The organism is Meiothermus sp., assembly GCF_025060375.1.
GTDB lineage: Bacteria > Deinococcota > Deinococci > Deinococcales > Thermaceae > Meiothermus.
Genome location: NZ_JANXCG010000024.1, coordinates 1 through 11,973 on the forward strand (window position 1 = coordinate 1; position 11,973 = coordinate 11,973).

An 11,973-nucleotide genomic window follows, 5' to 3' on the forward strand; every position below is an offset into this window, starting at 1 on the left:
ACCGAACCAGGGTCAGGGTGGTGCTGCCCGCGTCCAGGATTAGGGTATCGCCCTCCTCGATGTAACCCAGGGCCACCTTGGCGATGGCCTGTTTTTCGGCCTGCTGGAGGTATATCTTCTCCCGGAAGGAGGGGTTGAACAGGCTCTTGTGGGTGTAGGTGGCCCCCCCATGGGTGCGGTGCAGCAGGCCGCGGGCCTCGAGCTCGCTTAAATCCTTGCGGATGGTCACCTGGCTCACCCCAAAGGTGGCCGCCAGATCCTCCACCAGCACCGACCCCTTTTGCTCCAGTAGTTCGATGATTTTGCTGCGCCGTTCCTCGCTCCGCACCGCCCGCCTCCCCCATCAACATACCCCGAAACTCAGTCCTCCTCACCACCCACGGGCAGCCGGAGGGGCCGGCCCGCCCAGTCCTGCCGCATCCAGGCCCAGTCCGGGTCGTCCACCGGGGGGGTGGCGCGGGCCTCGCCTACTGCCTCCCCGGCCATGTAGTTGAGGTAGTAGACATTGGAACCAGGGGGAGCGGCCACCGGGTGGTAGCCCCGGGGCACCAGGATTAGGTCGCCGTCTTGGGCCAGCAAAAGCTCGTCCAGGCCGTCCTCAGGGCTGTAGTTGCGGTGGATGGCAAAGCCGTGGGCGGGCCGGATTTTGTAGTAGTAGGTCTCCTCGATGTACAAAGAGCCCATCCGCCCGTCGTGCCGGTGGGGTGGCCAGCCCGACCAGTGCCCCGAGGGGGTGTAGACCTCGTAGAGGATGAGCCGCTCGGCGGGAAGGTGGGGCCCCAGGATGTGGCTCACCTGGCGCAGGGCGTTGCCTCCCCCGCGCATCTCCACCCGCATCTCCTCCGGGCGGAAGAGGCGCAGAGGGTAGCGCCCCTCGGCAGGGGCCCCACCCAGGGCCAGCTCAGCCTCGCTTAGGGCCTCAATCCGGTACGCGATACCCGGCGGCAGGTAGAGCACCGAGGGGAGCTCGCCGAAGACATCCCTGCGGGCTAGCTCGAACACCTGCCCGCCCGCCTCCACCCGCACCCGGCCCGAGAGGGGCACCAGGGCCACCTCGCACCCTTCCGTGGCCCCCGCTTCCACCTCGCCGGGTACCAGGGCCAGCACCCGGAAGAAGAGGTATCTCCACGCCCCCTGCGGCGCCACCTCCACCCGCACGCGTCCGGGCCGGGGTGTGTAGTGGTTCATGCCACCTCCTCCAGCCTCACCACGCGGTTCTCCTTCAGGCTCTGGGTGGCCGCCAGGGCGATGCGCAGCGACTCGAGGGCATCTTTGGGCCCGGGGCTGGGAGGGCGGCCCTCCCGCAGGGCCCGGAAGAAGGCCTCGAGCTCCAGCCGGTAGGCCTCCTTGAAGCGGTCCATGAAGAAGTGGTAGTGGTCGGCCTGCACCCCCTGGCCGTAGCGCCACAGGGGGGTCTTGGGGGTGGCGTCCATCACCAGCTTGCCCTTGGCCCCAAAGACCTCGGTGCGCACGTCGTAGCCGTAGACCGCCCGCCTGGAGTTCTGAATCACCCCCAAAGCCCCGCCCACAAAGCGCAGCGAGAGGTTGGTGGTGTCCACATCGCCGATCTCGCCAATCCGGGGGTCCACCCGCACCGCCCCCCAGGCGTGCACCGCCTCCACCTCGCCCACCAGGTAGCGGGCGCAGTCAATGTCGTGGATGGCCTGGTCCACGAAGATGCCCCCCGAGGTTTTGAGGTAGTCCAGCGGGGCCGGGGCCGGGTCGCGCATGACCGCAATGAACTGCTCCACCGGGCCAATCTCCCCGGCCTCAATCCGGCGCTTAGCCTCCAGATACGCGGGGTCGTAGCGGCGCTGGAAGCCAATCTGGAAAGGCACCCCCCGCTCCTCCACCAGCCGCATCACCCGCTGGGTCTCGGCCAGTTCCTTGGCCACCGGCTTTTCGCAGAAGATGGCTTTACCCGCCAGGGCCGCAGCCTCGATGTAGCGGGCGTGGGTCTCGGTGGGGGTAGCGATGACCACCGCCTCCACCCCAGGGTGCTGGAGGGCCTCGAGCGGCTCTGGGTAGGCCCTCTCAGCCCGCAGTAGGCTCCGGGCGGCCTCCGCCGCCTCCAGGTTGGGGTCGGCCACCGCCAGCACCCGAGCCTCCGCAATGCCCAGCAGGGTGCGGGCATGCTCCATGCCCATCCGGCCAGCGCCCAGCAGGGCTACTCCAAACGATTTAGACATGCGTCTTCCTCCGATAAATGCAAGCAGGGGTTTGCGGGCCATACCGCACCCTCAGAACCCCCCCTTAGACTCGATAAACTCCATGACCTCATCGCGGTAAGGGGTGAAGTCGGCGCAGCCGATGCGGCCCACCACAATGGCCCCGCAGGCGTTGCCCAGCCGGGCCGCGCGGTAGTAGTCCCAGCCCTGCAAATAGCCGTAGATGAACCCGGCGGCAAAGGCATCCCCCGCCCCCAGGATACTCACCACCTCCGCCGGAAAGCCGGGGGCTGTCACCACCTCACCCCCCGGCAGATAGACCACCGAACCCTGGGCCCCCCGCTTCACCACCAGCGCCTTCAGGCCCCGGCCCAAAAGGGCTTCCACATTGGCCGCCAGATCGCCCCTTATCTCCGGGGCGGTAATCTGCGAGTGGCGGACCACCACATCCTCAGGCCGGCGCAGCATGGCCGCGTTCACCTCCTCCTCGGTGCCGATGGCAACATCCACCAAAGGGAGCAACGCCCGTACCACCAGGCCGTAGGCCCTGGGGTCGGGCCAGGCGTCGGCGCGGAAGTCGAGGTCGAGGAACACCGTGAGGCCCTGGGCTTTGGCCTCTTCAGCGGCGTAGAAGGTGGCGCTGCGGCTGGGCTCCTTGGCCAGCGCCGTGCCCGAGAGCTGCACCGCGCGGGCCTCCGAGAGGGGCAGAGCGGCCACGTCGTCGATGGTGAGCTGGTTGTCGGCGGCGTTCTCGCGGTAAAAGGTGATGGGGAAGCGGTCGGGGGGCTCGATGCCCAGGAGCACCGCCGGGGTGCGGGCGCCGGGCTTGACCGGGATGAAGCGGGTCTCCACCCCCTCCCGCCGAAGGCGCTCCAGCACGAACTCCCCCACCTTGTCGGGGCCCACCGCGGTCAGCAGGGCGGTGCGCAGCCCCAGCCGCCGGGCCCCCACCGCGATGTTCAGGGGGCTACCCCCAAGGTAGGCCCCAAAGGTGCGAATCTCCGGGAAGGGGGCCCCCAGGTCGTGGGAGTAGAGGTCGATGGAGCAGCGCCCGATGGTGATGAGGTCGTAGCTCTGGCCCATGCTCCCCCTTTCAGTACCCCGTAACCCGGTGCAGGTACTCCCGGTTGCGCCGGGCGCTCTCCTTGGGGGCCCCCATGCCCGGCAGCACGTCCTGCTCCACGGTAATCCAGCCGTCGTAGCCCAGGGCCACCAGCTTCTGGGTCACCGCGCCGAAGTCAATCTGGCCCTGGCCCAGCTCGCAGAACACCCCCCGCCCCACGGCCTCCTTGTAGTTCCAGCCCTTTGCGCGGGCCTCGCTGGCCACGCCCGGATGGCAGTCCTTGTAATGGACATACCATATGCGCCCCCAGAAGCGCTCTAGGGCCTCGAGCACTGCCTCCGGTCGGTTTTCCCCAGTGCCGTAGAGGTAGTGCCCGGTGTCGAACACCAGCCCGATGATTGCGCCGTCGGTGTGCTCGAGGAAGGCCTCGATCTCCCAGGGGGCCTCTACGTAGCCTGCGCAGTGGTGGTGGAACACCGTGCGCAGGCCGGTCTCGTCCCGCACAGCCCGGGCGATGCGCATGGCCCCGGCGGCAAAGGTCTTCCACTCCGAAGCCCTGAGGCCCATCTCCGGCCTCACCCGCCCGGCGTTCTGGAAGCGCAGCGGGTCGCGGCTGTGCTCGTCGGCCAGCACCAACAGGGGCTGCCAGCCGTCCCCCACCCCAGCCACGCTCTGGAGGAGCCGCGCGGTGCGCAGGGCCCGGGCTTCGCCAGGGCCGTGTTCGGCAGGTTCTTTGAGGTAGACCCCCTCGTAGGCCCCCAACATGGTGAGGCCCCGCTTTTGTAGTTCCTGCCGTAGCCGCTCGGGCTCGGTGGGCATGTAGCCAAAGTCGCCCAGCTCGGTGCCGCGGTAGCCGGTTTCCACCAGCTCATCGAGCATCTGGGCGTAGCCGACGCCCTGCCCCCAGCCCTCAATGGTGCCCCAACTGCACGGGGCGTTGCCAAAACGAATACCCATACTGGCTCCTAGAAGTAACGGCGCTGCCGCTTGAGGGCAGCCTCATAGGCCCGGCGGGCCTCCCGGACCGCGGGCTGGCTTGAGACCTCGGCCACCGGCACATCCCACCAGCCCTCAAAGCCCGGAACCCGGTCGTCCAGGCTCACCGGCACCACCACCACCCGCACCCCCCGGGCCTCCCTGGCCTCCTTCAGGGCCTGCTCGAGCTCCCCATAGCTTTTCGGATGCCAGACCGAAGCCCCCATGGCCCGGGCGTGGGCGGCAAAGTCCACCACCACCGGAGGACCATCGGTGCGACCGGTCTGGGGGTTGCGGGCCCGCAGCTCGTTGTTGAAGGAGGGCGAACCCAACGACATCTGTAGGCCCCGGATGGAGCCAAAGGCCCGGTTGTCCACCAGCACGATGGTGAAGGAAAGCCCCTCGGCCACCGCGGTGACGATCTCCGAGTTCATCATCAGGTAGCTGCCGTCCCCCACGAAAACCACCACCTCCCGCCCGGGCTCGGCCAGCTTGACCCCTAAACCGGCGGCAATCTCGTAGCCCATGCAGGAGAAGCCGTACTCGAGGTGGTAGGCCTTGGGGTCCTCGGGCCGCCAGAGCTTGAGCAAATCACCCGGCAGGCTTCCCGCCGCGCAAATCACCGTGGCCTTGCCGCCGTATACCTCGTTCACCAGGCCAATCACCTCAGCCTGGGCCATCTCCTTTTTCTCGGGCCTGGGCGTGCGGTAAGCCGTGACAGTCTGGTCCCACTCGCGCTTGAGCCGCTCCACCTCGGCGCGGTAGGCGGCGGAGGTGCCCTCGTGCCCCTTCAGGGCCTCCCGCAGGGCCTCCAGGCCCCGCCGGGCATCGGCCACCAGCATCACCCCGCCGAGCTTGGCCGCGTCAAAGGGGGCCACATTGAGCCCAATCAAGCGCACCCCGGGATGCTGGAAGGCGGTCTTGGAAGCGGTGGCGAAGTCGCCCAGCCGGGTGCCCACCGCCAGCACCAGATCGGCCTCCCGGGCCAGCCGGTTGGCCGCGCTACCGCCATTGGCCCCGATGGGCCCCACATTCATGGGATGGTTCCAGGGCAGGGCCCCCTTGCCCCCCTGGGTCTCGCACACCGGGATGCCCAGGGCCTCCGCGAAGGCCGCCAGCGCTCCCCAGGCTTCGGAGTAGAGGGTGCCCCCGCCGCTCACGATCAGGGGCCGCCGGGCCTCCTTGATAAGCCTCACCGCCTCGGCCAGGGCCTCCGGCTCCGGCACCGGGCGGCGCACCCGCCAGACCCGCCTGGCGAAGAAGGTCTCCGGCCAGTCGTAGGCCTCGGTCTGCACGTCCTCGGGCAGGGCCAGGGTAACCGCCCCGGTCTCGGCGGGGTCGGTGAGCACGCGCATGGCCTCGGGCAGCGCGGAGAGGAGCTGAGAGGGCCGGGTGATGCGGGTGAAGAACCGGGAAAGCGGCCTGAAGGCGTCGTTCACGCTCACATCGTGCTCGGTGGGGTGCTCGAGCTGCTGCAGCACGGGGTCGGGCAGGCGGTTGGCGAAGTAGTCCGAGGGCAACAGCAGCACCGGCAGCCGGTTGACGGTGGCGGTGGCCGCGGCGGTGAGCATGTTGGTGGAGCCTGGCCCCACCGAAGCGGTGCAGGCAAAGGTCGAGAGGCGGTTTTTGTGCTTGGCATAGGCGATGGCCGCGTGAACCATGGCCTGCTCGTTCTGGGGCCGGTAGGTGGGCAGGCCCACCTCTTTGCCGTACTCCTCCAGGGCCTGGCCCAGCCCCGATACGTTGCCGTGTCCGAAGATAGCCCAGACCCCGGCGATGAGGCGTTCTTCCCGGCCATCCCGCTCCGTAAACTGGGCGGCCAGGAACTTGACCAAAGCCTGGGCCACGGTAAGCCGCTGGGTGTTCACAGCTCCCCTCCAAATTCCTTCACGTTCACCATCTGTCCGGTCTCCAAGGCGTGCTGGGCGGCCCTGGCCAGCCGCAGCGAGTACCAGGCATCGCGCACCCCAGGTTCCAGGGGCTTGCCCGCGTGCAGGTTGCGGGCAAAGGCCACCATCTCGGCGGCGTAGGCCTCGGCAAAGCGCTGCTCAAAGTTGCGGGGGCGGTCAAAGTTCCCTCCCCGCTCGTCGTAGAGGGTCAGGTCGGGGCGGCGGTCGCGCTCAATGTGAATGCGGCCCCGCTCGCCCAGCACCTCGCAGCGGATGTCGTAGCCGTAGGCCGTGCGCAGGGCCACCTCCAGGGTGCCCACCGCCCCGCTCTCGAAGCGCAGGGTAGCCACGGCGGTGTCGAACAGGCCGTACTGGGCCAGGCTGGGCTCGGCCAGGGCCCCCCCAACGGCGTAGACCTCGGCCACCTCGCCCACCAGAAAGCGGGCCGAGTCCAGGTCGTGGATGCCCATGTCCACCAGGAGGCCCCCGCTGGTCTTGAGGAACTCGAGCCGGGGCAGGTGCACGTCGCGCCCCACCAGCCGGATGCCCTCCAGCCGCCCCAGCACCCCCGCCTCGATCATCTCCTTGGCCCGCACATAGGCCGGGTCGTAGCGGCGCTGGAAGCCCACCTGGCAGGGCACCCCCGCGCGCTCCACCGCCGCCACCACCCGCCGCCCGGCCTCCAGGCTCTCGGCGATGGGCTTCTCCACGAAGATGGCCTTGCCCGCCCCCGCCGCGGCCTCCACCACCTCGGCGTGGGTGGGGGTGGGGGTGGTGATGATCACCGCGTCCACATCGGGCTGGAAGGCGTCCTCGAGGTAGGTGCTGGGCTCAGCCCCGAGCTCGGCGGCCACCCGCTCGGCGTTCTGGGCGAGGGTGTCCACCACCCGCACCACCCGACACTCGGCTAAGCCTGCGAGCACCCGGGCATGGGCCAGGCCCATCCGGCCAGCCCCAATCATGGCAATCTGCAAGGGTTTCATGGCCCCTCCAGGTTCTCAGTTTGGCCCGTGCAGGTCCTCGGCCAGCCGCTGCTCCACCTGGGCCGCGGCGATGGGGTCTTTTTTGGCGATGAGCTCAAGCTCCACCGACAAAGCCTCCAGCTCCTCCCCGCCCGCCATCATCTGCAAGAGCTGCTCGCGGGTGGTCTCGGCTTTCTTGAAGGTGCCGTAGCTCCTGCCCCGGTTGAGCACGGTAAAGGTGTCGCCCACCGCCCAGGCGTGGTGCACGTTGTGGGTGATGAAGATCACGCCCAGGCCCCTGAGCTTGGCCTGCACGATGTACCTCAAAACCACCGCCGACTCCTTCACCCCCAAAGCCGAGGTAGGCTCGTCCAGGATGAGCACCTTGGCCCCGAAGTAGACCGCCCGGGCGATGGCCACCGACTGCCGCTCCCCCCCCGACAGGGTGCCCACCGGCTGGTCGGGGTCGCGGATGTTGATGCCGATCTTCCTCAACTCCTCCCGCGCCACCCGGGCCGCGAAGGCTGCATCGTAGAGGGTAAAGGGCCCCCAGCGCCGCTTGGGCTCGCGCCCCAGGAAGAAGTTTCGGGCAATGCTCATCAGGGGCAGCATGGCCAGGTCCTGGTAGACGGTGGCGATGCCCCGGTCCAGCGCATCCCGTGGTGAGTTGAAGACCACCGGCTCCCCTTCCAATAAGATCTGCCCCTCGGAGGGTGGATAAACCCCCGAAAGGGTCTTGATGAGGGTGCTCTTGCCTGCGCCGTTGTCGCCCAGAAGGCAGTGCACCTCGCCCGCGTACACCTTCATGTCGATGTCCTTGAGGGCGACCACCGGCCCAAAGTACTTGCTCACCTTGCGCAGCTCAACAAGAGGAGTCATCTCTACCTCCGCACCTGCAAGGAGAGCTTGCGCAGGTAGTTATTCAGGGTGACCGCGCCCAGAATCATGCCCCCCACCATCACCTTGAACCAGTCCAGGTCGATGTTGGTGTACACAATGCCCTGCTGCACCATGGCCAGGATCAAAGCCCCAATCCCCGCTCCAATCACCGAGCCGTAGCCACCCGTAAGCAAACAACCCCCAATCACCGCAGCGGCAATGGCCTCGAGCTCCTTGCCCTGGCCCTGCAGCACGTTGGCCGAGCCTAGCCCCATCACCTGGATGGCTGCGAGCAGGGTGGCAGCGGCAGCGGTGAGCATAAAGAGGGTGATCTTGACCCGCCATACCGGCACCCCCACGTTGCGGGCCGCATTGGCATCCCCTCCTGCCCCGAAAATCCAGTTGCCAAAGGGGGTGCTCAGCAGCACAAAGCTGAGCACGGCCGTAACCCCCAGCCACCACCAGACCGCGGCCGGCAGCCCCAGAAGCTCGCCGGTAAAGAGCCGGGCCACCGGGTCCTGGGCGATTTTCTCGTTCAACCCTGAGACGATGGTCAGCTTGGTAATGAGCTTGGTAAAGCCGATGTTGGCCCCCGCCAGGATGAACATCATGGCCAGCGTGACGATAAAGCTGGGCAGGCCTGTACGGAGCACCAGATAGCCGTTGACGTAGCCGATGAGCAGAGCAAAACTCATGGTTACCAGCAAAGCCAGCCCGAGGGGCAAGTCCCCGTAGCTGGGGTGGGCCAGCAGGGCTATTCCCACAGCCGCCGCCCCTACCATTGAGCCCACCGAGAGGTCAAACTCCCCGGCTATCATCAATAGGGCCACTGCCGAGGCCAGGATGCCGAGCTGGGCGGCGACCTCGAGGTAGTTGCGCGTCCCGGCCCAGCTCAAAAACCCGCTACTCCCCGCCACGACAGCGAAGAAGGCAAACACCACCACCAATCCAGCCACCGAGCCCAGCTCCGGGCGCAGCAGAAGCCGCTGCCAGAAGGCGATGGGCTTGAGCCGCTCATCTTGCGCTTTGACCGTCATGCCTCCCCCTAAAAAGGGGACCCCCGGCACGGTGCCCCCGGGAGTCCCAAAGTCAAGAACCTTCAGAGGCCGCCAAAGGGGGCTTAGCGGATGCCCTTTTTGGAAAGGTCAATCACCTGGGCCGCGTTCTCCGGGGTCACGAAGCCCGGCCCGGTCATGATGACCTTGTTGGCGGGTAGAAGCCCGTACCTGACGTAGTTGTTCAGGAGAATGATGGGCAGGTAACCCTGCAACCACTGCTGCTGGTCGATAGCGAAAGCCATCTTCTTTTGGGAAAGCGCGGTCAATACAGCGGGTGAAAGGTCAAAGGTGCCGAAGGTGACCTTCTTCCCCTCCAAAGCCTGCAGCACCGGCTCGGCAGTGGTAGGTCCCAGGGTGAGCACCCCATCAATGCTTGGATCCCTCTGCAAAGCGGCCAAAACCGCGTTGCGGATGGCGGTGGGGTCTCCAATCTTGACCGGAATCACATTGGGTTTGATGCCCAGCCCGTCGAAGAAGCCCTTGCAACGCAGGTCAAGGGCCACATTGCCCACCTCGTGGTTCACGCAGACGGCGTTCTTGACGCCGGCGGCCTTCATGCGCTGGCCCGCCCCCAGCCCGGCCTCGTACTCGGTCTGGCCCACGTGCACGAGCACCCCCAGGCTCTCGGCCACGTCCGAACCGGAGTTCATGGAGACCACCGGAATCCCGGCCCGCACGGCGGCCCGGATGGAACGCTCGAGGGCCTTCCCATCGGGAATCGAGACCACCAGGCCGCTGGGCCGCGAGGCCACCGCTGCGTCGATAAGCTGGGCCATGCGCACCATATCGAAGGTCTCGGGAGCGCGGTACTCCACCCGGGCGCCGGTCTCCTTGGCGGCCGCATCTACCCCGTTCTTCACCACCGACCAGAAGGGGTCGGAGGCCTGTCCATGGGAGACCACCACAATTCGCACCTGCTGGGCCAGGCCCAGGCCCATCCCCAACGCCAGCAACAACGCCAACCACAGCTTCTTCATACCCAAACACCTCCCTGCCGAGAAGGCAAGCCCAACACCACCGCGACCGCTTCCCGGCTGTGACCCTAGTTCTCAGGTCACAGCCATTGTATGGCCTCTAACTTTCGTTTGTCAATATATTCGATCCTATACCGAAAGGTAAACGAAAAGAAAAATTTCGTTTTCAGCAGTCCCCCAGAAAAACCCAGCCGCCGCCTCTTGGCGGCGGCCCCCATCCAACCCAAAGCACCCACCGACCCTCCCCTGCCCAGGACCCCCACGCTAAGGTGTCTTTTTGCGTGTGGGCACAAGGACTCGGCAGGTGTTAACCCGCGAGGCCAGGCTCCCCGCAGGATGCTCAGAGCGCAGCCAGGTCCACCCGCTCAAGCACGCCCAGCCCCCGCAGCGCCTCCAGCACCGCTTCACTGGGCCGCTCGTCAATGGCCAGGACGAAAAGGGCGTGACCGCCTGGGCGGTCGCGGCCGAGCTGCATCCCCGCAATGTTGATGCCGTTCTCGCCAAGCAGCGTGCCCACCTTGCCCACCACCCCGGGCCGGTCGCGGTTCACGCAGACCAGCATGTGCCCGCTGGGCACGGCCTCCACCGTGTGCTCATCGATGCCCACAATGCGGGGCTTGCCCGCCAGCACCGCGCCGCGGACCTTGCGGACCTCCCGGTCGGTCTCGAGGCGCACCTCCAGAACCTGTCGGTAGTCAAGCGACTGCTCAACCCGACGGGTCACAAGGGCCACGCCGCGGTCCCGCAGGAGGGGACGGGCTGAGACTAGGTTGGCTGCCCCAGCCCCAAGCACCTGCTCGAGCAGCCCCTTGGCCACCGCCGAGGCAATGGGGTCAGGGTTCTTCTCAAACTCCCCGTAAAACGCGACCTCCACCACCTGGGGACGGCCCTGGGTAATCTGGGCCAGCAGCTTACCCAAAGCTTCTCCCAAGGGCAGCCAGGCTGAGAAAATCTGCAGCCCCTCGGGGTCAAAGCCGGTGTTGAGCGCATGGACCAGGTTACCCTGCAACGTTTCTATCACCCGCTCCAGCACCGCTTCCCCGACCCGCTCCTGGGCCTCCAGGGTGTTGGCCCCCAGGTGGGCGGTGTGCACCACCTTAGGATGGTGCACCAAGGGGTGGCCAGCCCCCGGCGGTTCCTCCACGAACACATCCAGCCCGGCCCCCCACAGGTGCCCCTCATCCAAAACCTCCAGCAAGGCCCTTTCGTCTATAATGCCGCCCCGAGCCGCGTTCACCACCACCGCACCTTTAGGCAGGAGGTAAAGCTCACGCCGGCCGATCATGCCCCGGGTCTCCTCGGTGAGCGGGGTATGCACGGTGAGGAAGTGGCACTGGCGCAGCATGTCGGCCAGGTCGTCGTAAAGCTCCACCCCTAGGGTCTGTGCCCGGCTGCGGGGGATGTAGGGGTCGTAGGCCAGCACCCGCATGTCAAAGCCTTTGGCGAACTTGGCCACCTGCCCCCCAATCCGCCCCAGGCCCACGATGCCGATGGTCTTGCGGTCCAGCTCCAGGCCCAGGTACTTGCGGTCCCACTGGCCCTCCCGAATCTTCCGGTCAGACTCCACCAAGCCCCGCGCCACCGCGAGCAGCAAAGCCCAAGCCAGCTCCGCAGCGGAGCGGGTGTTGGCCTCGGGAACATTGACCACCAGAATCCCACGGCGGGAGGCGGCCTCGAGGTCCACGTTGTCCACCCCTACTCCCCCCCGGCCCACCACCTTGAGCCGCCTTCCCCGGGCCAGGAGCTCGGCGTCCACCTGGGTTCGGCTCCGGGTGATGAGGGCATCGTAGGCGGGGATGACCTCCAGCAGCTCCTCCCGGCCAATCCCGGGGCGGTAGTCCAGGATCACCCCCGGGTACCTCACGTCCCCCAAACGCATGTCGTCCGACACCAGAACCCGCCACATATACCCTTGACCCTAGCAGAAGCGGCCCCGAGGAGCAACGGGACGGCTACACTACACCGCCCCCCTGTGGTATCCTGTCCGGGACCACAAGGAGGCCTG

11 protein-coding genes are annotated in these 11,973 nt (G+C 67.2%); all 11 read right to left on the minus strand.

Annotation, left to right across the window (positions count from 1 at the left end):
* The coding region (locus NZ849_RS03260) for a DeoR/GlpR family DNA-binding transcription regulator (protein ID WP_295404128.1) at positions 1 to 328 on the minus strand (328 nt) is incomplete at its 3' end.
* A gap of 32 nt (positions 329 to 360) precedes the next feature.
* Positions 361 to 1,188: a 5-deoxy-glucuronate isomerase gene (gene iolB, locus NZ849_RS03265; protein ID WP_295404131.1), complete on the minus strand. Its 828-nt coding sequence runs from the start codon at positions 1,186 to 1,188 to the stop codon at positions 361 to 363.
* A complete protein-coding gene (iolG, locus tag NZ849_RS03270; RefSeq protein ID WP_295404134.1) occupies positions 1,185 to 2,189 on the minus strand; it encodes an inositol 2-dehydrogenase in 1,005 nt (334 codons plus the stop codon). Before iolG ends, iolB begins: the two co-directional genes overlap by 4 nt.
* Before the next feature lie 51 nt (positions 2,190 to 2,240).
* Positions 2,241 to 3,251, minus strand: coding sequence for a 5-dehydro-2-deoxygluconokinase (iolC, locus tag NZ849_RS03275; protein ID WP_295404136.1), 1,011 nt, complete (start codon positions 3,249 to 3,251; stop codon positions 2,241 to 2,243).
* A gap of 10 nt (positions 3,252 to 3,261) precedes the next feature.
* Positions 3,262 to 4,188: a TIM barrel protein gene (locus NZ849_RS03280; RefSeq protein WP_295404139.1), complete on the minus strand. Its 927-nt coding sequence runs from the start codon at positions 4,186 to 4,188 to the stop codon at positions 3,262 to 3,264.
* A gap of 8 nt (positions 4,189 to 4,196) precedes the next feature.
* Positions 4,197 to 6,074, minus strand: a complete 1,878-nt coding sequence (gene iolD, locus NZ849_RS03285) for a 3D-(3,5/4)-trihydroxycyclohexane-1,2-dione acylhydrolase (decyclizing) (protein WP_295404141.1) — start codon at positions 6,072 to 6,074, stop codon at positions 4,197 to 4,199.
* Positions 6,071 to 7,078, minus strand: a complete 1,008-nt coding sequence (locus NZ849_RS03290) for a Gfo/Idh/MocA family oxidoreductase (RefSeq protein ID WP_295404144.1) — start codon at positions 7,076 to 7,078, stop codon at positions 6,071 to 6,073. The genes iolD and NZ849_RS03290 overlap by 4 nt, the downstream gene beginning before the upstream one ends.
* A 15-nt stretch (positions 7,079 to 7,093) precedes the next feature.
* Positions 7,094 to 7,936: an ATP-binding cassette domain-containing protein gene (locus NZ849_RS03295; protein WP_295404146.1), complete on the minus strand. Its 843-nt coding sequence runs from the start codon at positions 7,934 to 7,936 to the stop codon at positions 7,094 to 7,096.
* Between the two features lie 2 nt (positions 7,937 to 7,938).
* Positions 7,939 to 8,973: an ABC transporter permease gene (locus NZ849_RS03300; protein WP_295404149.1), complete on the minus strand. Its 1,035-nt coding sequence runs from the start codon at positions 8,971 to 8,973 to the stop codon at positions 7,939 to 7,941.
* 83 nt (positions 8,974 to 9,056) lie between these two features.
* Positions 9,057 to 9,971 (minus strand): sugar ABC transporter substrate-binding protein, encoded by a 915-nt coding sequence (locus tag NZ849_RS03305; RefSeq protein WP_295404151.1) that lies wholly within the window; start codon positions 9,969 to 9,971, stop codon positions 9,057 to 9,059.
* A 337-nt stretch (positions 9,972 to 10,308) separates the two neighbouring features.
* Positions 10,309 to 11,874, minus strand: a complete 1,566-nt coding sequence (serA, locus tag NZ849_RS03310) for a phosphoglycerate dehydrogenase (protein WP_295404153.1) — start codon at positions 11,872 to 11,874, stop codon at positions 10,309 to 10,311.
* Positions 11,875 to 11,973 lie beyond the last annotated feature (99 nt).